At 50.3% G+C, this 24,503-nt stretch carries 29 protein-coding genes; 11 read left to right on the top strand and 18 right to left on the bottom strand.

The window, feature by feature from the left end; all coding sequences use genetic code 11:
• Positions 1–103: 103 nt before the first annotated feature.
• The 3 genes from OXN82_RS03870 to OXN82_RS03860 are packed head-to-tail and all read right to left on the bottom strand — an operon-like array spanning position 104 to position 2,552.
• Positions 104–907 (bottom strand): metal ABC transporter permease, encoded by an 804-nt coding sequence (locus tag OXN82_RS03870; protein WP_321212015.1) that lies wholly within the window; start codon positions 905–907, stop codon positions 104–106.
• Positions 908–912: 5 nt separating this feature from the next.
• Complete coding sequence (locus tag OXN82_RS03865) at positions 913–1,659, bottom strand: metal ABC transporter ATP-binding protein (RefSeq protein WP_321212014.1); 747 nt, start codon at positions 1,657–1,659, stop codon at positions 913–915.
• A 5-nt stretch (positions 1,660–1,664) separates the two neighbouring features.
• A complete protein-coding gene (locus OXN82_RS03860; RefSeq protein ID WP_321212013.1) occupies positions 1,665–2,552 on the bottom strand; it encodes a metal ABC transporter solute-binding protein, Zn/Mn family in 888 nt (295 codons plus the stop codon).
• Between the two features lie 116 nt (positions 2,553–2,668).
• Here OXN82_RS03860 and OXN82_RS03855 point away from each other — a divergent pair, with 116 nt between their 5' ends.
• Positions 2,669–3,052, top strand: a complete 384-nt coding sequence (locus OXN82_RS03855; protein ID WP_321212012.1) for a CopG family ribbon-helix-helix protein — start codon at positions 2,669–2,671, stop codon at positions 3,050–3,052.
• 98 nt (positions 3,053–3,150) lie between these two features.
• On the opposite strand, the gene cobM is transcribed toward OXN82_RS03855, so the two are convergent.
• From cobM to OXN82_RS03830, 5 genes are all read right to left on the bottom strand, one after another.
• Positions 3,151–3,903, bottom strand: a complete 753-nt coding sequence (cobM, locus tag OXN82_RS03850) for a precorrin-4 C(11)-methyltransferase (protein ID WP_321212150.1) — start codon at positions 3,901–3,903, stop codon at positions 3,151–3,153.
• A gap of 99 nt (positions 3,904–4,002) precedes the next feature.
• Positions 4,003–4,875 carry a DUF166 family protein gene (locus tag OXN82_RS03845; RefSeq protein WP_321212011.1) on the bottom strand — a complete coding sequence of 291 codons (873 nt, stop codon included), beginning with the start codon at positions 4,873–4,875 and terminating at the stop codon, positions 4,003–4,005.
• A gap of 10 nt (positions 4,876–4,885) precedes the next feature.
• Positions 4,886–5,128: a TIGR00304 family membrane protein gene (locus OXN82_RS03840; protein WP_013295798.1), complete on the bottom strand. Its 243-nt coding sequence runs from the start codon at positions 5,126–5,128 to the stop codon at positions 4,886–4,888.
• Between the two features lie 147 nt (positions 5,129–5,275).
• Positions 5,276–5,497, bottom strand: a complete 222-nt coding sequence (locus OXN82_RS03835; protein WP_321212010.1) for a hypothetical protein — start codon at positions 5,495–5,497, stop codon at positions 5,276–5,278.
• 109 nt (positions 5,498–5,606) lie between these two features.
• A complete protein-coding gene (locus OXN82_RS03830) occupies positions 5,607–6,020 on the bottom strand; it encodes a methyl-coenzyme M reductase family protein (RefSeq protein ID WP_321212009.1) in 414 nt (137 codons plus the stop codon).
• Positions 6,021–6,098: 78 nt separating this feature from the next.
• Here OXN82_RS03830 and OXN82_RS03825 point away from each other — a divergent pair, with 78 nt between their 5' ends.
• From OXN82_RS03825 to OXN82_RS03790, 8 genes are all read left to right on the top strand, one after another.
• Entirely contained in the window at positions 6,099–6,542 is a 444-nt protein-coding gene (locus OXN82_RS03825) for a hypothetical protein (RefSeq protein WP_321212008.1), read from the top strand.
• Between the two features lie 40 nt (positions 6,543–6,582).
• Complete coding sequence (locus OXN82_RS03820; RefSeq protein ID WP_321212007.1) at positions 6,583–7,110, top strand: hypothetical protein; 528 nt, start codon at positions 6,583–6,585, stop codon at positions 7,108–7,110.
• Positions 7,111–7,225: 115 nt separating this feature from the next.
• Positions 7,226–7,603: a roadblock/LC7 domain-containing protein gene (locus tag OXN82_RS03815; protein WP_013295793.1), complete on the top strand. Its 378-nt coding sequence runs from the start codon at positions 7,226–7,228 to the stop codon at positions 7,601–7,603.
• Between the two features lie 2 nt (positions 7,604–7,605).
• Positions 7,606–8,781: an ATPase domain-containing protein gene (locus OXN82_RS03810; protein ID WP_321212006.1), complete on the top strand. Its 1,176-nt coding sequence runs from the start codon at positions 7,606–7,608 to the stop codon at positions 8,779–8,781.
• A complete protein-coding gene (locus tag OXN82_RS03805; protein ID WP_321212005.1) occupies positions 8,782–9,465 on the top strand; it encodes an RAD55 family ATPase in 684 nt (227 codons plus the stop codon). It abuts the gene before it with no gap.
• Positions 9,462–9,641 carry a hypothetical protein gene (locus OXN82_RS03800; RefSeq protein WP_321212004.1) on the top strand — a complete coding sequence of 60 codons (180 nt, stop codon included), beginning with the start codon at positions 9,462–9,464 and terminating at the stop codon, positions 9,639–9,641. Before OXN82_RS03805 ends, OXN82_RS03800 begins: the two co-directional genes overlap by 4 nt.
• Positions 9,599–10,147: an ATPase gene (locus tag OXN82_RS03795; protein ID WP_321212149.1), complete on the top strand. Its 549-nt coding sequence runs from the start codon at positions 9,599–9,601 to the stop codon at positions 10,145–10,147. The genes OXN82_RS03800 and OXN82_RS03795 overlap by 43 nt, the downstream gene beginning before the upstream one ends.
• 147 nt (positions 10,148–10,294) lie before the next feature.
• On the top strand, positions 10,295–11,176 hold the full coding sequence (locus OXN82_RS03790) for a tetratricopeptide repeat protein (protein ID WP_321212003.1): 882 nt from the start codon (positions 10,295–10,297) through the stop codon (positions 11,174–11,176).
• Between the two features lie 134 nt (positions 11,177–11,310).
• Here the strand turns inward: OXN82_RS03790 and OXN82_RS03785 are convergent, their stop codons facing one another.
• From OXN82_RS03785 to metG, 4 genes are all read right to left on the bottom strand, one after another.
• Positions 11,311–12,282 carry an MraY family glycosyltransferase gene (locus OXN82_RS03785; RefSeq protein ID WP_321212002.1) on the bottom strand — a complete coding sequence of 324 codons (972 nt, stop codon included), beginning with the start codon at positions 12,280–12,282 and terminating at the stop codon, positions 11,311–11,313.
• 64 nt (positions 12,283–12,346) lie between these two features.
• A complete protein-coding gene (locus OXN82_RS03780) occupies positions 12,347–12,811 on the bottom strand; it encodes a DUF1699 family protein (RefSeq protein WP_321212001.1) in 465 nt (154 codons plus the stop codon).
• 8 nt (positions 12,812–12,819) lie between these two features.
• Complete coding sequence (locus OXN82_RS03775) at positions 12,820–14,397, bottom strand: DUF530 domain-containing protein (protein ID WP_321212000.1); 1,578 nt, start codon at positions 14,395–14,397, stop codon at positions 12,820–12,822.
• A gap of 53 nt (positions 14,398–14,450) precedes the next feature.
• Positions 14,451–16,409, bottom strand: coding sequence for a methionine--tRNA ligase (gene metG / locus OXN82_RS03770; protein ID WP_321211999.1), 1,959 nt, complete (start codon positions 16,407–16,409; stop codon positions 14,451–14,453).
• A 280-nt stretch (positions 16,410–16,689) separates the two neighbouring features.
• Between metG and OXN82_RS03765 the strand changes: the two genes are divergently transcribed.
• Positions 16,690–18,003, top strand: coding sequence for a DNA primase (locus OXN82_RS03765; RefSeq protein ID WP_321211998.1), 1,314 nt, complete (start codon positions 16,690–16,692; stop codon positions 18,001–18,003).
• A 4-nt stretch (positions 18,004–18,007) separates the two neighbouring features.
• On the top strand, positions 18,008–18,973 hold the full coding sequence (gene priS / locus OXN82_RS03760) for a DNA primase catalytic subunit PriS (RefSeq protein WP_321212148.1): 966 nt from the start codon (positions 18,008–18,010) through the stop codon (positions 18,971–18,973).
• A 2-nt stretch (positions 18,974–18,975) separates the two neighbouring features.
• On the opposite strand, the gene cca is transcribed toward priS, so the two are convergent.
• The 6 genes from cca to OXN82_RS03730 form a co-directional block, all read right to left on the bottom strand.
• Positions 18,976–20,334, bottom strand: coding sequence for a CCA tRNA nucleotidyltransferase (gene cca / locus OXN82_RS03755; RefSeq protein ID WP_321211997.1), 1,359 nt, complete (start codon positions 20,332–20,334; stop codon positions 18,976–18,978).
• Positions 20,335–20,408: 74 nt separating this feature from the next.
• Positions 20,409–20,963, bottom strand: a complete 555-nt coding sequence (gene thpR, locus OXN82_RS03750) for an RNA 2',3'-cyclic phosphodiesterase (protein ID WP_321211996.1) — start codon at positions 20,961–20,963, stop codon at positions 20,409–20,411.
• An 18-nt stretch (positions 20,964–20,981) separates the two neighbouring features.
• Positions 20,982–21,914 carry a hypothetical protein gene (locus OXN82_RS03745; RefSeq protein ID WP_321211995.1) on the bottom strand — a complete coding sequence of 311 codons (933 nt, stop codon included), beginning with the start codon at positions 21,912–21,914 and terminating at the stop codon, positions 20,982–20,984.
• 58 nt (positions 21,915–21,972) lie between these two features.
• Positions 21,973–23,079: a 3-dehydroquinate synthase II gene (locus tag OXN82_RS03740; protein ID WP_321212147.1), complete on the bottom strand. Its 1,107-nt coding sequence runs from the start codon at positions 23,077–23,079 to the stop codon at positions 21,973–21,975.
• Positions 23,080–23,098: 19 nt separating this feature from the next.
• Positions 23,099–23,899, bottom strand: a complete 801-nt coding sequence (locus tag OXN82_RS03735; RefSeq protein WP_321211994.1) for a 2-amino-3,7-dideoxy-D-threo-hept-6-ulosonate synthase — start codon at positions 23,897–23,899, stop codon at positions 23,099–23,101.
• Positions 23,880–24,440, bottom strand: coding sequence for a class I SAM-dependent methyltransferase (locus OXN82_RS03730; RefSeq protein WP_321211993.1), 561 nt, complete (start codon positions 24,438–24,440; stop codon positions 23,880–23,882). Before OXN82_RS03730 ends, OXN82_RS03735 begins: the two co-directional genes overlap by 20 nt.
• Positions 24,441–24,503 lie beyond the last annotated feature (63 nt).

Raw genomic sequence — 24,503 nt, 5'->3', positions numbered from 1 at the left:
GGGTTTCATCTATTCTTTAATGTATTTTTTGATATGCTTCCTGTGATCCTGGGTTTTATCTATTTTTTGTATTTTTTTGATAGGATCATAGATCTGGTTCTTATTAACTCCTCAGTGATTTCAGTATCCGGGCCGCACCAAATAGAAGTGTGAGTATAAGGACTATGACGGCCCCTGAGGATATATTGAACCAGTAGGAAACCCATAGGCCCAGCATGGCTGCAAATATACCTGTGATTGAGGCCTTAACCATTATGTCACCCATATCGGTACTGAAGTCCCTTGCAACAGCCGCCGGAACCGTGAGCAGTGCCATCACAAGTATTATGCCCGCTGCCTTTATGAGCACAACGACACTTATGGCCACCAGTGAAAGCAGGTAAAGGTAAAAGGTGTCAGCAGGCACACCAAGGACCTCTGCGTACTCCTCATCGAAGCATAGGGCCACAAATTCCCTGTTGAAAAGGAATGCACTTGATATTATAATGAGGTCAAGGAGGAGCATGGTCCAGAGGTCTGTGCTGCTTACCATGAGGATGTTACCAAAGAGGTAGCTGAAGAGATCAGGGGCATAACCAGGGCTGAGATTTACGAACAGTATACCCAGGGCCATACCGGCTGACCAGAGCATACCTATCGCGGTATCCTCACTTATATCTGTTTTTCTCGTGATTTTACCCATAAGGAGAGCGGCTGCAACGGTGAAGGGGATGGCCGCTGTCACCGGATTCACACCGAGTAGGTACCCCAGCCCCACACCACCGAATGCTGCGTGTGATATACCCCCGCTTATTGAGACTATCCTCTTGGTCACAACGTAGCTTCCAACTATACCGCAGGCTATGCTGACGAGTACCGCTGCGACCACGGCGTTCCTCATGAACTGGTACTGGAGGATTTCAAGCACTGCAATCACCCCTCCCTGTGTTCATGGAGCACCCTGTGGGGTATCCCATGTGCGATGAGTTCCACTGGACAGCCGTATGCATCCTCAAGGCAGCTGACGGCCTCCTCTACTGTCCCATGGACGAATAGCCTGTGGTTAAGGCACGCCACACTGTCCACGTGCTGTGCGACCGTCCCGATATCGTGGGATACTAGGATCACCGTCATCCTCTCCCTGAGGTCATCTATGAGGTTGTAGAATGAGGTCCTGAAGGCCGGGTCAACGCTTGCAGTTGGCTCATCAAGGAGGAGAAGATCAGGGTCCCTTACAATGGCCCTTGCAAGGAAAACCCTCTGCAGCTCTCCCCCTGAGAGCTCACCAATTTTTCTATCCTTGTAATCAAGCATCCCCACCATTTCCAGGGATCTGAGGGCCCTTTTTCTATCATCATCTGTATATGCCTCAAATCTCCTGTATGTGCCCATCAGGACTGTCTGGAGGACGTTTATGGGGAAATCTGTTTTGAAGTGACTCCTCTGGGGGAGGTATCCAATCCTTTTCCTGGCATCCTCAGGATTTTTTCCCAGAACCTTCACAGTCCCTGAGGATGGCCTTATCTGTCCTGTTATGAGTTTCAGTAGTGTTGTTTTACCCCCACCGTTGGGTCCGATCACTGCAAGGATTTCACCTTCAGGTACCTCAAGGTTGATGTCCTCAAGTATGGGCCTGCCATTCACGTGGTAATTGACATCCCTCATCTCAACCGCCAGCATTTCCATCACCCCTGAAGCGCCCTCAGTATCTCCTCAATGTTTCGGGTGTAGTTTCCCCCCAGCGGGTCCACGACGGCAACCCTTGCCCCTATCTCGTCTGCAATGAGTTCTGCATTCCTCCTGCTGAACTGTGGTGATGCAATTACAACCCTTATGTTCTTTCTTCTGGCCTCCTGGATTATCAGTGATAATGTTGCCGGGCCGGGTTCCTTTCCCTCCCTTTCAATTGCAACCTGTTTTAACCCGTATTCCCTGCAGAAGTAGCCCCATGCGGGGTGGTAGACCAGTATGCTCTCACCGGTTCTGTTTTTAAGCTCCATTCTGATCCTCATGTCCAGTTCATGCAGCCTTTCAAGGTAGGTCGCAGCGTTTTCCCTGTAGTATCTGCTGTGCTGTGGGTCAATCTCCTGGAGCCCCCTCAGTGTGTTGTTCACCATCACCATTGCGTTTCTGGGTGATGTCCATACATGGGGGTCGTATGGGCTCTCGGCTGATTCATGTGAATCTTCAATGGCTGAGGGAATAAACTTTATCCCCTCTGAAGTGTTTATTATCCTCATACTGGGGTTAAGTGTCCTTATTTTATCAAGGTAGTGGTTTTCGAATTCAAGGCCGGATCCAACAATGAAGTATGCTCTGGCCTCTGACACCCTCCTGAGTGTCTCTGGTTCAGGTTCATAGGTGTGGGGATCGGCGCCCTCTGGCACCAGGACAACCACCTCTGCCCGGTCACCTGTAACTGCCTCCACAAACTCCTTCTGTGGCATTACTGTAACCGCCACAATCAGCTTTCCCTGATGGGGTTCCTCTGACGCCTTTGATGTGAAGACGTACATTCCAGCCACTGAGAGTATGGTTATAAGTGCAATTGCGCCTATCTTCCATTTTTCCATCCAACCACCCATCCAATCTATGTCCCTGAAAATATATAAAAATTGTTAATATTTGGGGCACAATTTAATAAAATTTAGCATAAAGTATATAAATTCTTATTAAAATAGAGTAGTCCATGGTCGTGGTCAGTGTTTCACTCAGTGAAAAGCTCCTTGCAGATATAGATGCACTGAGGGATGAGATGGGATTCTCAGGGAGATCCGATGTTATACGGGCTGCTGCAAGGCTTCTGATAGATGAGAAAAGAAACATGCAGGAATTGAGGGGAGATATAAACGCGGTTCTCTTCCTCATACACCAGAGAAATGCTGAGGACATGGTCACAGAGATAAAACATGACTATGAGGATATAATCAGCACCCAGATACACAGTCACCTCAAGGACGGGAAATGCCTTGAACTCTTCATAATTGAGGGAGAGTCCTCAAGGGTGAGGGAACTCACAGAGAGGTTCATTGCCTGCGGTAGAATGGCCCACATAAAGCTCTTCACATTTTGATTTCTGGTATACTTAAAAAAGGAGGATAAGATTTGTTTTGGGTCTGTATTCGTGGTTGAATCCGGCTGGAAAGAGTAATTTTTGAGGATAAGATTTGTTCAGGGCCTGTATTCGTGGTTGAATCCGGCGTCGTAGAGCTTGGAGGCCCTGAACTCCCCTGGATCAAGAACCCTTCCCACGATTATCATGGCTGTCTTCTTTATACCGGCCTCATGCACCTTCATGGATATATCTGCCAGTGTGCCCCTCACAATCTCCTCATCAGGCCAGGAGGCCCTTTTAACCACGGCAACGGGGGTGTCAGGAGGGTAGTGCTTCATCAGCCTCTCTGCAACATCCCCTATCATGTGGACACCCAGGAATATGCACATGGTTGAACCGTGTCTTGCAAGCTCTTCGAGGCTCTCTGAAGGCGGCACAGGTGTTCTCCCGGCAGGACGTGTTATTATGACGGTCTGAGAAATCTCAGGGAGTGTAAGCTCGGCCCCCAGGGCGGCTGCGGCTGCAAAAACGGAACTGACGCCAGGTATAACACTGTATGGAATTCCTTTTTCATCAAGAACCCTCATCTGCTCCTTGATGGCCCCATAAATAGAGGGGTCTCCTGTGTGAACCCTCGCCACGGTTTTACCGGCCCTGCAGGCATTCACCATGATTTCTGTTATCTCCTCGAGGTCCATATGGGCGCTGTTGTGGACCTCTGCACCTGGCGCGTATTCCAGGATCTTTCTGTTTACAAGTGAACCGGCGTATATCACAACATCGGACCTTTCAAGAACCCGTATGGCCTTCAGTGTTATGAGTTCAGGGTCCCCTGGACCTGCACCTATGAATACAACCTCACCTGTAATTTTTTCCTTAACTTCAGGGTTTTCTGTACCTTTCAGATTATCATCTCCTCTGCATTATTTAGGTTTACGTCGGAGGCATGGATGACCTTGTGGATCCCATCATGGCCGCGGGTTTATTATTTCTATGGCTCCGTGGGGACATTCCCTGGCGCACCTCTCACAGGCACCGCAGGAGAAGGGATCCACCTCTGCAGTCCCACCCTTCCTTATGGTATTCATGGATAACCTGACAAGGGGGCAGACATCCATGCAGAGGAAGCCACAGTCCTCTCCCAGGCATTCCCGGGGGTCGACGTGGGCATGAACCCCGGGCACACCGGCAGCCCTCTTGAAGGCCTCCCTTGTGAGGTAACCTGCAACGTGGAGGTGTGTATCCCCCAGTGCAGGGTCAGCTTCCATGGATGCCAGGCAGGGGTAGTTGTGGAATCCTTCACCTGCAGCCACATCCACCTCATGGAGGGGAACACCCCTTATCCTCTCTGCAACGTAGAAGGTGGAACCACAGGGAGTGCTTCTTTTAACCCTGACCGCAAGGACACTCTCCTTCACATCCATCTCCACCTCAGGCTTCCCGAATCCTGATGCAAATGAGTCAATGAAGGGATTTCCTGTAGTATCAAGTGAACAGAAGGGTGATGGGAAGACGGCTGATTCAACCATCCCGGAAATTTCAGATTTAAGGCCTTCAGGAAGCTGACCTGGCGCATGGGATTCCACTATGATGGCCTTCGATCCCGATTCAACGGCTATTTCAGCTGCTACAAGGTTAAGGTCACCGAAGAGCCCCGCAGCCACTGTGAGATCTGCATCAGGGATTTCTGGGGGAAGAAGTGATGATGGATCATCCAGAAATTCACCAGAATAGTCATCATAATCAAATACAGCCACTATGTCCGGTGCCAGCCCATGTTTAGCAACGGTATTAACCACCCTGGCGCCGTATTCTCCACAGGCCACCATTATGATCCTCATGGAAGCACACCTATCTGTAGAACAGTATGTATGCAACCACCATGAGGATCAGGGCAAGCACAACCCCTGTGATGGCCATGTTTCTGTCGCTGCCAAAGATTATGGGCACGGGCCCTATCATTACAACTCCCGCGGCCTTAACCTCCCCCTTATCCCTTGTCTGGGAGGCGCTGAGGGCTCCTCCAATGAATGTTAAGAGTATGCCTGTGATTATAAGGATTACTCCGGCGGTTATGAGAATCTCTCCCCTCATAATATCCTCCACTGAATTGTTGTACTCCTATTTCTCGTGTATCTGGTTTCAGTACAGCTATTGTACTCCTCATTTTATTTAAGTGGCATGTCATGTGTCAGTGGCTGCTAAACCCATGTCTCTGAATGAAATAAATGGTCGGTGATTTTACTCTGGCTCCACGTATTCAATGGACACGCATTCCCATGGCTGAACCTCAGTATTTATTGTTGCGTAGAGTTCCCTATCAGTGTGCCTGAAGAGGTCCTCACAGCTGAAACTGAGGTCGGGCGATACCTTAACCGGGTAAATCCTCCCCCTGTTACTCTTTACGATTATCTCTCCCTCTCTGCTTATACCTATCACAAGCTGTTTTATTTCATTTGCCATATTAAATCCTCCAGCTCCTATACTAATCTGAAAGACCACCTACATAAATCTGGATGACATGGATCCTCTGATGCAGGATGGACCCCTAAATTTTTGTCAGCATAGAATCTCATAGCAGACGGTACTCGACCCTATGGCCCATCTTTCTTCTTTCAATGAGTTCCATGTCAACCATCTCATCAAGGAGGCCGTCATCAGCCGCAATCTCATCTTCGGGGGTCCATGAGGGTTCTTCTGCAAGCCTATCATAGACCTCAAGAAGGGACTGTATCCTCTCAAGGACATCTTGATTAACATCTAGGCCCTCTATTTCCCCCTTTATCCTGCGGGCGGTCTCTCTGAGTGTGTCTTCATCTGTGCTGGGAATGATGCACAGGACTCTGACCTCATTTCTCAGGAAGTACTGGCCCCTGTGAACGCTGAATGTGTCCCTCTGGATTATAAGGCCACCGGCATCCTCAACAAATTCCTCAACTTCATGGAAGTTATGGGGCCCCCCTGTGAAGACCACTAGGGAATACATGTAAAGGTTTATGTGCATCAAACTATATCTATACACCAGTTAGTAATATTTATATATAAAAATTTATTAATTACCCTCATGGATTCACATGGAGTTCTGGCAGCTGACGCCGTAACATCAACCTTTTTCATGGTTTTGCTTTTATCCATCATGGTTGCCATTGCTGGTTCAAGGATTGATGGTGTTAACCATGAGGATGGACTTCTTGAACTCCGCATACTCATGGATGATGTGGCATGTGCCGTTGACCTTGCAGTTGCAGGGGGTCCGGGTCGTGAGGTTGTTGTTGAACTCCCTCCCCGTCTCAACCACACATCAGCTTACAGGCTGAGGATCAACTCAACAGGGGTCTATGGGTGGGCAGATGGTTACAGGGGATTCTCAAATATGTCCAATGTTCTTATAGTGGACTCGAAGGGTACCCCTGCATCAATTAACCTTGAGGCAGGCAGGAAATACTCAATAAGGAACACCTGCAGGAATAACAGGACCCTTATCATGGTCTCGGAGGTGAGGCTCTGAGTTTAGATGTATCTACGAGGAGTCCCTGGGGGGTTCATCTGTGACAAATTTGAGGGCAGGTCATATCTATGGCTGCACTGAAGGGCAGGTACCCATTGAGTACCTGCTACTTACAGGTGCCGGGCTCCTCATTGCCACACTCATCTCTGTTCAGGCTGGAATGCAGCTTGAACTCCTGGCAGCCCATTCCGCTGCAAAAACCGGGGCCCTGGAGGGGGTTACTACTGACACCCTTGCAGTCTACCCTGCTGTTACCTTTGAGGAGTACCAGAATCAGAAGCCAGCCCTCCTCAGACCGTCTGATGTCAGGGTTCTAAGGGTTGAGATGATTGACGAGGGCTACAACAGCACATACGGACGGAGGAAGTTCCGTCTGAGGGCATGGCTCTCTGGCCCACCTATGGAGCCTTCCCTTAGGGAGTCCCTCTCTGACAGGGTGAACTTCTGCATGAGGAGATCCATCTCACGGACCTTCAGGACAGAGAACCTTACAGGTACCTACCACAACCCTGCCCTTTCAGATCACTACGTTTTCACAACATCTGAGGCGGTGTGGGTTCCTCCTTAGATTACACCGCGACCAGATGTAAACTGATATAAAGGGTTAACAACATAATTAAACTGTAATACTCATCGCCGGGGACACTTCCTGATACCGGTTACCGAGTCACTGGGGTGTATTGATGGCCAAAACAAAGAAGGAAAAACTGGATGATGTGCTCTCTGCTTTTATGCAGGTCGGTCAGATAAGGGCTGCGGGTATTGTTTCAAAGGAAGGGCTGCTTATAAACGCACGGACACCTCCAGATGTTGATGCCAGGATATTCTCAGCCCTCTGTTCAACCATAATGGGTGCTGCAGAGGCGGCATCAGGGCAGATGAACACTGGCGGCGTTTCTGAGATAACCGTGAGGACCGAGAAGGGTATAATCATTCTCAAACCTGCAGGTGAGAAGGCCATATTCACGGCCCTGGCAGAACCGGAGGCACAGCTTGGTCTGCTGCTCTTTGAAATGGATTCAAGGGCAGCACAGGTCGATGAAATTCTAAGGGAGATGTGAACATGAAGAGGACTTACATCCCGAAACTCGACGACCTCCTGGGCGGTGGAGTGAGGGAGGGGGCTTCTGTGATGTTCTCAGCATCCCCCGGAGTGGACTATGAGGCATTCGGTTACCAGATGCTCAACGGACGACTTGCTGAGGGTGAGAAGGGATTCGTATTCACCAACGTTGAGGAACCTGAGAGCATAATATATGAATTCAGATCCTATGGCTGGGACATCGAGCCCCACATTGAGAAAGGGGACATGTTCTTCGTTGATGGAAGTTCACCCTTCCTTGGAATGCCATCAGAGGAGCGTTACACCGTCAGTGATTACTCAGAGATAAAGGAAACAGTTCTGAGTGCAATAGAGGATATTCCCGGTGGTGTGGGGGTAATAAACTGCCTATCTGTAATCATAGATTACCTGGGCAATGGTGACACCCTTGAAATTGTTGAGGCATGGAACAAAAGGGCCTCTGAACTGGATGTCAACCTTGTCTACCTCTTCACTGAATGGGACTATGAAAGGGAGCTTATGGATAAACTGAGATCACTCATGGACTGTGTCATTGACCTGCGGACCATTGAGGAGAGGGTCATAATAGGACAGGGGTTCATGGTTGCCCATTCTGACTGGTCCAAGCCCCCTGAAACCATGGTCCTCTTCTTTGTTGTACAGCCAGGTGGCGTTAAGGTCTATGTGCCCAAGATACTGGTGACTGGTCCCTATAATTCAGGAAAATCCACCTTTGTGAAGTCCATATCCACAAAAGCAGTTTCGGTTGACAGAAAGGCCCTTTCGGCATTTCCGACAACCATTGCAATGGACATAGGTCACCTCGAGTATAAGGGCTTCATGGCGGATATTTTCGGGACACCGGGACAGGAGAGATTTGACCTCATACTGGATGTCCTCTCAAGGGAGGCTGTCGGCGCATTCATACTGGTGGACTCAACCGCACCTGAAACCTTCGCAAGGGCCAAGGAGATGATAAGAAAGACAAGGGCAGAGGCGATACCGAAGGTTGTGGTTGCCAATAAACAGGACCTTCCAGGCGCACTCTCACCTGATGAGATAAGAACAAGGATGAAGCTTGGAGGTGATGTCCCCATAATACCTGTTTCACTCAAAGAGGGATGGGGAGTGAAGGAAGCACTTGAAACCCTCCTTGGACTTCTCTATGGTGGTTAAATGATTGTTAAAATTCCCTCAGGAATAAGGGGTCTTGATGAGCTTATTGGTGGGGGGGCGATCCCTGAAAATACTGTTACACTTGTCTATGGGCCCCCGAAGGTTGGTAAATCCATATTCAGTTATGGTTTCACTGCGGGGGGTGAACCCTGTCTCTATATATCCACAGATTATGGTCTGGCGGACCTTAAGAGGAACATGCAGGTTCTTGGTATGGATGCTGAGAGCTACATGGAGAATGAACTTCTATATGTGATAGACGCGATATCAAGCATCTCAGGAGCGGCATCTGATGCTGGCAACACCTACCTTTCATCATCTGTGCATAACCCTACCGATATAATGGTGAAACTGGGGGTTGCCATAAGGAACATAACTGCAGCCTACAGCATGTTCAGGTCTGTCCTGGACTCCCTCACAACGCTAATGGCATTCAATGATGAGATGCTGATAGTCCGAGTCCTCACAGCATACATAATGAGAATCAAGGACGCCGGCGGAACTGCTATTGTCACCTACACCGAGGGATCAGCAGACCCCAAGGTTGAGACCATGCTCAAGGCAGTTGTGGATAACATAATACACCTCGATGGATCTGAACTTACAGTTGAGGCCATGATAGGGGTTGGAAGGGTCAGCGCCCCCTACACCATAGACGATAATGGCCTTAAGGTCAACCCATGAGGGATATCATGAGTGAGAACTACACCACCGGTATAGCTGGACTTGATGATATCCTGGGTGAACTGGAGCCTGGTTCAGTCATGCTGGTCACGGGCCCCCCAAGGCAGGTAAATCCGTACTTGCAACGGAGTTCATCTACAGGGGACTCCAGGCAGGAACCCCGTGCCTTTTCATAGCAGCGGAATACGGCTACAGGGACCTTCAGAGGAACACGATGGCCTTTAACTGGTTCATACAGACCTTCAGTGATAAGCTTCATGTAATCGATCTTCCAACCGGACTTGGGGGTGGTAAACCCCAGGATTCAGGAAACATAAGATATTCAGCCCTTCAAAACACCACAGACCTCATGGTAAAGGTTGGTATAGCCACGAGGAGCCTCTACCAGGAGTCTGGAATATTCCTTTCAGCCTTTGACTCTGCATCAATTCTACTGGCATTCAACCCCCCACGGCTTGTGCTCAGGGTGCTCAAGGCCTACAATAACCGTGTGAGGGAGGCCAATGGAATAGCACTGGTGGCATACACAGATGGGGTTGCTGATCCAGAAATAGAGAAGGGGATCCCTGAACTCTTCGATGTGCACATCCGCATGGATGGCTCCATGATATCTGCCAGTACCCCCACAGGGACCAGGGAGGCGCCCTACAGGATAGGTGAACAGGGCCTTCTGGTGGGCTGATGGTACTCCTTAATATCTTTTTATTTGTGGGGTGATTCTGGCTGTAGATTTCCAAGGGCTGATGCTTAACTGTCAGATTCCCTTTAGCGGATATCTATTTAAATTAATATCCACATAATTTCTATTAGAACATCCGGGGCTGTGAAGATGATATTAATTATTCTGAGCATATTTGATTTTCTCAAGGGGGATGAGGGTGGCGAATCACTGGAGAAGTACCTGCGTAAACTTGAAGAACTTCTTGAGGAGGAATTTGATACCCTAATAAGGATAGCCAGCTTTTATGCTGATGAAGGGGATAGCCGGGAGGCACTTGATTACCTTGAAAGGGCCTACAAGGTAGCCTCTGACATGAATGACGAGGAGCTCATGGCATTTGCCCTCGACTCCATGGGTGACGTCTACCTCAGTGATAGAAAAATCAAAACTGCAATGGAGTACTTTAAGGAGGCGCTCCGGATTTATAACTCTGTTAACTCACCACTCAGAAAGGATCTGAGGGAAAAGATCAAGGAGGTCGAAAAGATCAGGGAGGCCATAGATATAGCAAGCCTCAACCGCCTCCAGGAGGAAGCTGAACCTGAGATGGCAGAGGCGGATCTCGGTGCCATTCAGCCATTTCTGGACAGGCTCGTGGAAAGGATTGAATCACTTACAATGTACCAGTCACAGTCCTATGAGGACTCCATAGCCCAGATAAGGGAGGCCTACCAGATTGCAAGGGATATTGGTGATACAGCCACAGAGGCGTCATTGCTCCTGCTCCTAGGGACCTATTCACTTAAAAATGAGGACTTCAGCGAGTCAAGGAAGTACCTTAAGAAGGCCGAGGATCTTTTCAAAAAGACAAACAATGATATGGGACTTGCCGTCGCAATGGTCCTCATGGGTGTCCTCGACTTCATAGAGAACAACCCTGAGGGTGTTGCATCAGGTTTCAGGGGGGCTGTTGAGATCTTCCAGAAACTGGATGAGAGGGAGATGGAGTCCGTGACCCTTGAGCTCCTCAATAAACTCTACAGTTTCTGAGGTCAAGAAGTCAGATACTCTGGAAGATCATGGAATATTAAGGTTCTAGGGCTCCTTATACGTACTTAAGGTTCTAGGGCTCCTTATACGTACTTGACCACTTAAGGTTCTAAAGTTTCTGACCACAAAGATTCTTAGAATGGGTCCAGAGGGAGTATGAATGCAAGTAGAACCCCAAGGGCCCCGAAGAATACCCCAATTGACCACACTATCATCACAACCCTCTTCTCGGTCATGGGTCTTCTAAGTATCCATCTTATGAGGGAGTTGAATCCCTCAGGTGGAGCTATGAGTTTACCGTCCTCTGAGATTTCTGTGGGCCTGTGCCTGTGTCTCTCAACGACACCTGCACTGTAGAACTTCAGGAGGCCATCTATGATGTTGGGGAGGAGGACGATGAGTGCTATTATCTTGATCCTACCTATGAATGCAACGGAGGCTATGCAGGCCCCTATTATTAGGGTTCCCACGTCCCCGGGGAATACCCTTGAGGGGTACCTGTTGTAGATGAGGAACGCCAGGAGTGCCCCCAGCATCGCCATGGTTATTATGGAGACATTGTATTTGCCCATTATGATACATGAGGCGGTAAGGGCCGTCATTGCAATTGATCCAAGGCCAGATTCAATACCATTCAGCCCAGCAAGCATGTTTGTGAGGTTTGATGCTATTGAGACTGCAATGGGCATCATGATCATGTAGAGTATTCCAACATTGGGGGGAGCCACCCATATTATGGGAAGACCTGCAAGAAATAGAAGGAAGAGTTTTTCACGTGAGGAGAGCCTCACAAGGTCATCAACCATCCCCACTATACCCACGAGTAGTATCACAAGGAGCGTCACCATGAGTTCATAGTGGAGACGCGGGAAGAAGTACATCCCCAGAAACATTCCTATCGTGAACCCAAAGAGTATCCCGATACCACCCATCTCTGCCACGATGGGCTTTGAGATTTTGTGTATGTCGTTTCCAACGACGTTGGCATCCTTGAGCTTACTTATGAGCCTTGGCATAACTGTATATGTTGATGTAAATGAGATGATACAGCAGATTATTGATACGATAAGTACAGATGAATATTCAGGTGTAAAGTTCAGAACCATAAAATCACCGGATTTATCCTATACTAGTTAACTGCATAAATTCGTTTATAAAATTTTCAGATAATCAGCCATTCTTGAGTATATAGTATACTGTTCTGAGGGGTATCCCCAGCTCCTCAGAAATCTTTCTGGCTGGAACGCCCTTTCTGGCCATTTCACGGACCCTGAGGCGTGTACTCTTATCATACTTCCTCTTCTTACCCCTCTTCAGTTTCATATCGCCCTTGAGGTAGTAGACAGTCTTCAGAGGAATATCTGTGATACCCGAAATTTGTTTTGGGGTCTTACCCTCCCTTAAAAGGTTCTGCACCATCTTAACGTCCTTTTCTGTGTACTTCCGGGGTCTCCCAATTCTCTTAACGGGTTCAACCTCCACTCCAATTTCCTCAAGGGCCTCAAGGTACCTCTTTGATGTACGGTGATAGAGGCTTATGGGACATGTGATCTTCTTGAGGTCAGGGTTCTTCTCAAGGATCTCAATTATCCGCCTTGAAGTAAGAGGCTGATTTAAATGGATCTTTTCTGCCATAAAACCACTCAATCACCTTTTATAAGGTTAAGAAACATTTTAGCCCTGTCAGTAGATGGCTTACCCAGGTTTTCAATGCTCCTCTCCTCCTCGGCCAAATCCTCCACACTCACATGGAAGAGTTCAGCGCATGTTTCAGCATCAATATCCGTCTCCATGTGCAGCACAGCGGCCCCAAATGCAAGGGGGTCAGGTTTCATGTGTAGCCCCTTCATTTTCTCCTCAATTTCAAATTTTCTCATGAGAACATCCCCCATGTTCTCAATGTAGACCATTCCACAGTTCCAGTACCCTCTGAGGAGTTCCAGGGCGTCCTCGCTGAACTCATCAAAGGTCCTCACCTGTGTTCTGTCAAGTACGGGTCTGAGGTTGGGGAAAGGACCCGAGTACTTGGAGCGGCGGTCCAGGGATGTTCCAAGGTAGTAGAAGGCAACATCCCAGAGAATGAGGTTCACGGGAACATCCCTGAAGATCTCCCTCTTGAGTTCCTCCATTGTCTCAAGGTCCTCCTTTAGCAGGGGGTTCAGGTTACCGTTCTCATCACCAAGACCTGCTTCATGGATTAGCCTGTGCATCCTCTGCAATCGTACCTCACTGAGTTCATCCTCGGAAATCCTGAGATCAGGCGAATATGTTCTGGCATCAAAGACTATCTCCCGGTACCTCTCCACGGCATCGTAATCCCTGAGGTTCTCCCTGTAGACCGCATCCCGTATCTCATCTATTATCTTCTGGGATAGCCCGGCATATGCAAGTGCAAGGGCGGTCCTGGTGTACCTGTCATTCACTATGCTGGATTTTTTCCTGTGGAACTGTATCAGCTCCACCCTCACATTTGGCCCATACCTCTGCCTCAGCATCCTCTCGTAGTCATCATCTTCACTGTCAAGGGTTATGCGCCTTCTGATCCACCTACCATCCTCAAGGACCCTTATAACCAGTGTGGCCGATCTTACAGCCCCCTTCTTTTCATTTTTAAGGAGCCTCATTATCTTCTTGAGGGCCTTCCTGGCCCAGAGGCTCAGCTCGGACATCTTCACCATGTAATCCCCTGAGAGGGGGAGGTGCGGTATTATCTCTGGCCTGCATAGTGCCCGGTCATTGAACCTGACCTTCAGGTTATCTGATCCACAGGGGCATTCAACACTCCCCTCCGGGTCATGGAGCTCCACCTCCCCCAGCCGCAGGGTCCTTGAACATTCATGGCATTTGAGGAAAACGTACTCCTCAATGTTACCGAGGGCTATCCTGTGGGATGAGATTGCAGAGTTAACCCTGTCAAGGAGGTTCTTCTTTACAGATGCCTTCATGCGGAAGTACTGGGCGTGCCTCTTTATGTCGTGGATGTCCTCAGCGATTTCAGGGGACTGGTGGGTGCTGTACCCGGATATTGACCTGAAGGGGTACTTGAAGCCCCTCAGCTCCATGGCCTCCTTCAGATCCTGAAGCTCCTCAAGGTTTCCCCGGAGGTAGATGTAGAGATTAAGGAGTGCTTCCGGCGACTTAAGATCGTCGTCAGAGATTCTTCTATCCCTTATACTCTCCAGAAACCTTTCTGACCTTGCAATTAGACCTGATTCGTTCATACTATTCTCCAGCCAGGCACAGCATACCGAATTATCAGAAGGTTGTATCACGTCTACATTATCCGTTCACCGATACCTGCATCACCGGGGTCCAGTATGTTCAGTGATTCACCGGTTGCAAGGACCATACCCTCGGATTTAACACCAAAGAGTTTGGCGGGTTTGAGGTTGGCAAGGACCGTAACCTTCCTTTCAAGGAGATCCCCGGGGCTGTACTTCTCTGCAAGGCCTGCAACCACCTGCATTTCCCTTTCACCCACGTCTATCATGAGTTTGAGGAGCTTATCTGACCCCTCTATTCTCTCAGCGGATCTTATAATACCCACCCTGATGTCCAGGGCTGCAAAGTCATCGATTGTCACGGTTTCAGACACACTATCCTCCTCCTTGATGAGTTTTGATTTCTCCTCTTCAATTACCTCATCGGTTATCTTTGAGAAGAGGGGCCTGGCCCTCTCTATGACCCAGCCGGGTTCAAGTTCATGGAAGCCCCATGATTCATCCTCCATGTTCATAATGGAGAGCACTCTTTCTGCTGAGGACGGCATGAAGGGCATTAGGAGTTTCCCTAGGTTGGCCGCAAGGAGGTTGCATAGGTAGAGGCATGTTGAGGCCCTCTCAGGTGATTCCTTAATGGCCCTCCATGGTTCCTGATCGTTGAAGTACTTGTTACCCTTCTTTGCAAGTTTAATCACTGCCATCAGGGCGTCCCTGAACTGGAAGTTCTCCAGGAGCTCACCCACAGTATCAGGGGCTCTTCTTATGGAGTTGAGGAACTCCTCGTCCTCTGCTGTGAGTTCTGATGGTTCAGGTACCCTGCCGTCAAAGAACCTCCCTGTGAAGGAGAAGGTACGGTGGAGGAAGTTTCCAAGGACATCCGCCAGTTCATCGTTGACCCTCCTCTGGAAGTCGTCCCATGAGAAATCGGTGTCCCTGGTCAGGGGGGCGTTGACTGTGAGGTAGTACCTCAGAAGGTCCTTGGGGAATCTTTCAAGGAAATCTGATGTCCAGACAACCCAGTTCTTACTCGTGGACATCTTCCTCCCCTCAAGTGAAAGGTACTCCCCGGCTATTATGTTCTCAGGGGTTCTGCACCCGTAGGCCATGAGTAGGGCTGGCCAGAATATGGCGTGGTGGTATATTATGTCCTTTCCTATGAAGTGAACCGCGCCGGCATCCCAGTATTCCCTCCAGGGCTTCCCGGTTCTCCTGCTCCAGGCTGCAGCAGATGATATGTATCCAAGGAAGGCCTCACCCCAGACATAGATTATCTTACCATCATTTCCCTCAAGGGGTACAGGGACCCCCCAGTCCATGTCCCTTGTGAGTATCCAGTCCCTGAGGCCCTCCCTCAGCCACTGCAGGGCGTAGTTCTTAACATTTGAGGGCATATCTGATTCCTCAATCCATTCCCTGATCTCATCCTGGAACTGGCTGAGGCGGAAGAAGTAGTGCCTTGAATCCCTCACCACGGGCTCTGACCCGCACACCATGCACACGGGATCCTCAAGCTGGAGGGGTTCAAGGTGCCTTCCACAGCTCTCGCAGTGGTCTCCACGGGCACCCTCACCTCCGCAGTGGGGACAGGTCCCCTCAACATATCTATCCGGGAGGAAGCGCTGACAGCTGTTGCAGTAGAGCTGTTTTATGTCCTTCTCGTATATGTAACCCTTCTCATAGAGTTTCAGAAAGAAGTTCTGGGCTATCTCGTAGTGCAGATCATCGGTTGTCCTTGTGAAACTGTCAAAGGATATGTCGCATTCCTCAAGGTCACGTTTTATCATCTCATGGTACTCTGTGGCAACTTCAATGGGTTCCAGGCCCTCACTCTCTGCCTTGACGGCTATGGGTGTCCCATGTTCATCTGTGGCGCACACAAACAGGACATCGTCACCCCTCAGCCTCCTGTACCTTGCATATATATCTGCAGGTATGTAGGTTGACCTCAGATGACCGAGATGCGTGGGCCCATTGGCATAGGGAAGTGCGCAGGTGATAAATACTTTGCTCAACTCAACTCCTCCTTGAATCATGAAACGGATTAGAATAAGATGAGTAATATCATTAAGATACAGTTTAGATTTACGGTTTACCTCTATATAAATTTATGTGAGGGAATTTAAAACCATCTCCATTTTCATGGAACCAGTTCAGGGGCCCCTTCAGAACATCAAGGTTTATATGTGCCTTTTCATGGCTTCTGGGCTGAATCCTTGCTGAACTGCTATATCATGGGTAACTGTGAAGCATGGACCCATATCTTTATGGGTCACATCGGTAAACAGTTTAAACATGGTGTCTTCACTTTTCATAAACCCATTCTCAGAGGATGCCAGGGAAATTGTAAGAAACTATGGATCCCCTGACACGGTATTCGAGGCCAGCAATGCGCTCCTGGATACAGTTAAACGTACAAGGGGCCAGAACCTTGATGACAATTCACTCCTCCCAGGGAGCATAGGTGAACTTGCCATCAAGAGACTGGAATGGTACCTCAGGAGGCAGAGGAGGGGTTTTGATCATGGGGACTACGCATACCTCATGAACCCCAGGATAGAGGAGTACGATGTAATTGCATTCTATGTCCTTGCACAGGCGGCAGGGGCGGGTTTCAGAAGGGGTTCACGGGAGGTAAGACTGGTCGTTGAATCTACAGGGGCCCTTGTGGAGGACCGCTTCAGGGTCCTTGGAAGTGAAAGGGATGAAATAATCGAGGAAGTCCTCATTGAACTTGGATCCGAAGGAACCAGCTGGATGGAACTCTCAGAACTCATCGGATCAGGTAAGCTGAGGCTCACGGACCTCATACTCCACAGGGGCAGGGTGGTGATTGATGAGGACGAATTCCTCATGACATTCCATGATCGGATAACCGACAGGGACCCCAGGAGCCTCTACGAGGCACTTGTGGGCCTGGAACTCAAGGAGACAATGATATCCCGCATAATAATGCAGAAGACAGAGGAATACATCGCCAGAGTCTCTGAGATGAGCTCCACAGTGGAACCCCACCCAATCCTCCTTGAAACAGCAGACAGGATAAGGGAGACTGTTAATGAGGCCACACCATTCAGGGGTGGGCCGGTTAAATCTGCAGGGCCAGGTAAACTCGTCCCGGAAGCATTCCCCCCATGCATAAGGGGAACCATGGATGGTGTGAAGTCAGGTAACAGGAACGACGCCATAGTCCTCCTCCTCACCTCATTCATATCCTATGCAAGGCTATACCCCTCGGTCTTCAGGGACAGGACACCCCTCAAGGTTTCAGACCTTGACCCCGACCTCAGGGTGATCCGGGAGGAGATACTCCCCATAATATACGAGGCAGCAGAAAGGTGCGAACCACCCCTATTTGAGGACGACCCCCAGGAGAAACTGAACATAACCGCGAAGCTGGGGTTCGGTGTCCATGATGAACCTGAACCCGAACATGAGGGTGAGAGTAAATGGTACACCCCCATGAGCTGCGAGAAGATCAAAATACACCTACCCGACCTCTGCAGACCCGATGAGCTCTGCAGGAGGATCAACAACCCCCTCACCTACTACAACAGGAAGAGGTGGGAGCTCCAGAAGGGGAAGTCAGAACAGAAAGGGGAGGACTGATAGGATCTTTGAGGCCGCAACACCCCTTGAGAGGAAGAGATACTACCGTGAAGAGTGGGATGTAAGGAAACTCCCGGACTTCATAGCCAGGAACATCCATATGAGGGAGTTCGGATTTGACCATACAGGCAGGGGCCCCAGCGACAGGTACAGGGTATTCGATGATGAGAAACGCCTTTCAAGGTTCATGAGGGCCAGGTTCCCATTTGCAGCCTACTCCTCCGTGGCCTTCTACAGGGAGCCGGGTAAGAGGAGGGGCTGGCAGAGATCTGAACTCATCTTTGACGTGGACGCCAAGGACCTTCCTGTGAGGTCATGTGACTGTGAGGGTGTCTGTGAAACGTGCCTTGATGAGGCAAGGGAACTGGTCCTCATGATGGTTGACACCCTCAGGGGAGACCTGGGACTGGGGGACGTGCACGTGGTATACTCGGGGAGGGGATACCATATAAGGGTCCTTGACCCAGGGGTCATGGAACTCGGATCAGAGGTGAGGGCTGAGATCCTGAGGTACACTGCCGGCGCACGCAGGCCCAGGAGGAAATTCATACACAGCGGCGAATCCTATGAGATGGAACACTTCTCCATCCCCCTCGGGTACCACAGGGTCTTCACAGAGAGGGCGAAGCACGTCTTCCTCCACATGAGGGGTGATGAGAGGATAGAGAATGTCACAGCAAGGACGGTCCGTGAAGTTGTGAAGAACAGGGAGCTCCTCCTTGAGGACAGGTGGGGGGAGTTCAAGAGGAGGATAGGCCCCAGGGTCTACCCGAGGCTGGTTGCCGGGGTTGCCGGGATAAACATGAAGATGGTGGACGCCAAGGTCACAATTGACCTCAAGAGGATACTGAGACTCCCCACATCACTCCACTCAAAGGTCAGCATGATATGCATGGAGGTTAAGAACCCTGAGACGTTTGATCCCCTTAAGAGTGCCGTTCCGAAATTTGTTTATGAAAGGGAATCATAATGTCATCTTCTGATGGCCTTCCAGGGATTCAGGAAGGCGTCAAGGAACATCAGAAATTCAGGGTCCAGTGATTCAATGGCATTCTCAAGGAAATCAACACTGAAGCCATTTATCAGTTCTTTGCGTATGTGTTTTCCCATTTTGAGCCTTTCAGGTTTTGATAGGAGCCTTTTAATGTAGTCAACCGCGTTCCTATCCCTCCTTGGGGATTCCACCACAAGCCTTGGGCCCTCAACCCATACTCTCTCATGCCTTTCTGTGAACCTCTCACTGTGTCGCCTGGACCAGACAGGGGGTCCGTATCTCTTTCTGTAGGATGGAAGCGTCCAGATTTCCATTTCAATGAGCATAGAAGCGACACTTGATTCGTCGCTCCAGTAGTCGGCCCCAAGAACCGAGAAACCCTCATTCTCCAGGTTCCTGACTATGGAATCAAGGGTCTTCCTGAGCTGGGGGTAGAGGGCATCCGCCGGGACATCAGGCACCCCGCTGGATACCAGGATGACCTTTGAGCCCCTTTTTTCAATGGTTTCAAGTATTTCACCGGGATCTGAGGTGTACTGTGGTTTTCTGAAGTATTCTGGTTTCGGGTCCCTAAGGAAATTCCTGGCTGCAGTTACAAATTCAGCCATCCGCTGCAGTGTGAGTGCCGCCGCAACGTTCCTGTTCCTGTCTACAGGGTCAACCACCACAAGGGGCTCCTGGAAGCCCCCACCGGTACCATGACCCTCGAGGTCTATGATGTACCCGGGCCTCCAGCTGAGGGCGCCTTTAAGCACCCCCTCAAAGTCCCCGTAGTGGAGAACCAGGAGTTCTGCAAGGTAACCTGCAAACCCTCCAACCCTGAACTCGGATCCGTAGGTCCCTGTTGACTTCATGAACTGTTTGAGGAGAAGAACCTCGTCCATCTGCTCCTCCTTAAGGTTCCTCTGGATATACCCGGTGTGGAGTATGGTTCTGTCAACGGCGGATCTGAGTTCTGAGGCATTGGATATCCTGTAGCAGGGGACGAAGTCCACCTCGTAACCATCTATGTGTCCTGTAACGTAGGGGTGTGACGCATACCTCTCCTCGGCCTCTCCCTGAAACCTCTCTATGCAGAGGTACCCGAGTTTCAGGCCCTTCTCCTTCAGTTCATCCTCGGGGGTGTCCAGGGGGAAGTGGATGAATATGTCGATGTCGGCGCCGCCTGAGAGCCAGGTCCCCTTGGCAACTGAACCCACAAGGAAGGCCTCAGCATCGATCCCCCTGCTCGCTGCAAGTTCATTTATACATTCAACAAGGCTCTCTGATAATTCCATGACCCGCTGATATTCTTCTCCTCTGGGTTTTATACTCTCAAGTATCCTGCTGTAGTCCATGTTTATTCACCATGTTATCCATTTAATATTCTCAGTGCACACTGTTGCCTGTCCACCATATCAATTAAAATTAATCAGATTCTGAAGACCTCGAGGTCACTGTAGACGGGTCCCTCCGGTGTGAGCTCACTCCTTTTAAGTGAGACACTGTCAACCCTGAGGGTCCCGGCGTCCACATTCTCAAGCTCCCCTATCAGGGCTGCAAGTTTCTCACGGTTCCTCGGACCCTTGACCCGGCCGATGGTCAGGTGGGGTACGTACTCCCTTTCCTTACGGAATCCTAGCCTGGCAAATTCCAGGTCCAGGTTCCTCTGCAGCTCTGAGAATACCCCCGGGTTTTCAACACCAAGCCACACCACCCGGATGTAGCGCGGGCTGGGAAAGACACCCGCCCCCATCACGTGAAGGTCGAATGGTTCATAACCCTTCAGGGTTTCCTCAACTATCCCCCTTATCCTCTTCAGTTTGCCCTCACCCACATCACCGAAGAATTTCAGGGTGAAGTGGAGGTTCTCAGGTTCAACGAATTTTATCTGGGCATCGGCGCCCCTCAGGATATCCTGTATCTCACATACCCTTTCCCTTAATTCATCGTCAACATCAACTGCAAGGAAGGCCCTGACCTTCATTTCATGATCCTCCGTGTATTACCTGTCAAGTTTTTTCAGCCTTTCAAGGCTCCTGGCCGGTGTTTCAATGGTGTTGAGTATGTGGAGGTCCACCCTACCCAGGAGTTCACTGAAGAACCTCCTGCGAAGCCCCATCTTTCTCTCATCCCTTACAAGCTGGTGGGGGTTGCAGAAGTCATTTTCCAGCAGATACTTCAGACCCTCATCTGGATCCAGCCTCCTCATTGGGGGGTTATCAGGGTTCCTCTCAAGGAGAACAACCCTCTTGAGTGTGGTGGACTCCCTTATCCGCCCCCCGAAGAGCATCCCAACATCTGCGACTCCCCGGGATCTGGCATCCAGTTTCACAGATTCCAGGAGGGAGGAGTACTCCTTCCACACCATCCCCATATCGTCCCGGATGTAGGAGTTCTTCTCGGATGCATAAACGAGGACCCCGTTCTCAAGGAGGCGGGTGAAGAACCAGTCATCTGAAACATAACTGTAGGCCCCATCAAGGAGCAGGCCATAGGTGAGGGTCGTCTTACCTGTACCCGGCGGCCCTATGATCGCAACTCCCTCCCCTTCACGGTCGAGGGCTGATCCATGGACCGAGTAGCGGCGGTGCTCTGAATGGTACTCCTCAAAGAAGTCGGCAACCGCTGCAAGGGCTATGCTCTTAACCCAGCCATAGTAATCACAGTTTTTGATTATGACTGTCTTTGAATTTGCCTCGTAGAGAACCTCCAGGTCACCACCATCTGACACAGCGAATACCTTTGCATGGGGCCTCACATCTTCGCTCATGAATCTGAAGTTGTCCTCCCACTCCTCCTTGAATGACACGTCATCTGTGAGGAGCTTGACGCAGGCCCCATGGAGGCTGGCCTTCCTCTCAAAGAGTCTGAGTCTGGAGAGTTCAGCCAGGATTTCATCCTTTTCCCAGGGCGTTATGAGCCTGACGCTGTACATAGTATCCCATCTGGGGGGGTGGGCTGCTGATGGCGATTCAACCCACCATCTACCGGACTCATTTCTCGATTATGGTCTCTGTTATGGCCATACCAAAGTGCCTTGCAGAGTCCTCAAAGTAGACAAGGACCTTATCACCCTCACTGAGCTCACTGACAGATACAGGTTCACCCCTATCATTCACGAGCCTTATTGTCTCGGCGTTCTGCAGGAGTGTCCTCACCTTCACGCCCTCGTACTCTGCTTCAACAAGCATCAGGGGCCTCTTCTCGATCTTAACCCTGCCGACAACCGCGGTCCTTGACCTCCCGTTCCTGTCAACGATGAGGACCTCATCACCGGTTTCAAGTTCAGAGAGGTACTTTGTCCTGCCACCGGGTATCATGACGTAGGCCTGGACAGGTCCGGCGTTCACCCGAAAGGGCCTTGAAGCCACATACTCGCTTTCAAGGGACTCGCTGTGCACCAGGAAGAGACCCTGTGAGTAGCTGCCCACCAGCATACCCTCACCGACGTCCATCATTGAGCAGGTGTCCACGCAGACCCTGTCACCGGAGCCCAGGGGCTCAACCCTGGTTACCGTGGCGGGCTTGAGTTCATAGGTTTCACTTTCAATCTCCTCGAGGAGCTCTGCTATGGCCTTTATCTGTGAGATGTCCACCGGTTCTATGAGTACACCGTCGGTTCCGTGTTCAAGGGTCTCAAGGGCAACCCTCGCCTCATCGGCATCTGCCACCGCAGCGACCAGTTTAACGTCCTCTTCCTGGAGATCCGCTATTATGTTCTCAAGGGGGATGATCTTCCAGTCCTCACCCACGAGTATGAGGTAGTCCACGATACGGCCCAGTTTCCTTGCGAGTTTCTCGTGGGCCTTGCTCCTTATCTCAACGTAGGCCGCAACCTCCTTACCCCCGGATTTAAGCTCAGCTGCCATTTCAAGGTCCCTTGAGTAATCAAGGGTCTCGGGGAGTTCCAGGGTTCCGTCGCCCTCCCCATCCTTTCCAATGAGTACTATGTCTGCCTCTTCCTCAGGTGATATCAGGGTTAGGCTTCCAAGCTTCTTTATCCTCTCGCCATCAGAGGTGTCCACTATGTGGTCTATCCCTGATTCAAGGGCTGCTGTTATGAAGGCCTTCTTCTCATCCCAGTAGGTGTCGGGGGCCATCAGCCATGCGAATTTCATCTCAGTCGCCACCTCTGAGTATCCTGACGGCATCCTCAACTTCAAGGCCGTCATGGACTATACCTGCAATGGCCCTTGTCATATCTGCGGGGGAATCTGCCTGGAAGATGTTCCTTCCAATGGCGACACCGGCACCACCTGCATCGACGGAGTCCCTGACCATCTGGAGGAGTTCCTCCTCTGTCTCAATTTTTGGACCCCCCGCTATCACCACAGGGACAGGGCAGCCCTTCACAACCTCCCTGAAGGTGTCAGGGTCACCGGTGTAGTTGGTCTTTATTATATCTGCACCCAGCTCTGCACCTGCACGTGCTGCAAGCTTAACAACATCAGGGTCGTGCTCGTCCTTTATCCTGTCACCCCTGGGGTACATCATGGCTATGAGTGGCATTCCCCAGTCGTCACAGATCTCAGCCACGGTACCGAGCTTTATGAGCATCTCTGGCTCCCTCTCGGATCCCACGTTCACGTGGACTGATACTGCATCGGCGCCCAGCTTGAGGGCCTTCTCAACCGAGGTGACAAGCACCTTATGGTTGGGGTCAGGGCCGAGGCCCGTGCTTGCGGAGAGGTGTATTATGAGGCCGATGTCCCTCCCGTACCCCCTGTGTCCGCTCCTCACCATTCCCTTGTGCATGAGGACGGCGTTGGCTCCGCCGCTTGCCACCTCATCAATGGTCCCTGCCATGTCTATTATCCCCTTAACGGGTCCAATTGAGACCCCATGGTCAAGGGGTACTATGACAGTCCTGTCCGTCTTTCTGTTGATTATCCTCTCAATTCTAATCCTTTTGCCTATCATGGGCACCCTCCTTGTAGATTTTACTGGACCAGAGTTTAAATTCCCTGAGCCTTGGTGGGATTCCAGCGTCCCCACTTGACTCAAGCCATCCATACCCTGAGGTGAATGACTCTTCGGTGATGGATGAGCATACAAAATCCAAGAGGCCCCGGTTCCTTATGATGGAGACCCCTGGTTTGAGTGTGGATGACCATATGAAGTACACCTTGAAGGTTGTATCTGGATGGTAACCCCCTCCAAGGTCAACGCTGAGCACATCGCAGGATTCAATCATACTGCAGACCTCTTCAAGGGTTTCATGGAGGCGAACATCCCCTGATATGAATTCAACATTATCCCTCTCCCTGCTCAGGGCCTCCATAACATCAACCGCCTCTGGGCTGTTATCAACCGCCACCACCCTGCCATCCTGCACAAGGTCAGATATTATGCGTGTTGAGTTTCCTATGTGGCACCCCAGTTCAACAACGGTGTCCCCGGGCCTCAGGACCTCCCTGAGGACGTCCCGGTAGATTTTTATATCATATACCAGTCTTATCATGGCCTCACCTGAGCATTCCCTTAACACAATTCATCAGGGGCCCCTGATGCAGAGATAGGAACA

This window comes from Methanothermobacter sp. DP (assembly GCF_026692625.1).
Lineage (GTDB): Archaea > Methanobacteriota > Methanobacteria > Methanobacteriales > Methanothermobacteraceae > Methanothermobacter > Methanothermobacter marburgensis.
This window is presented reverse-complemented; position numbering and strand designations above follow the sequence as displayed.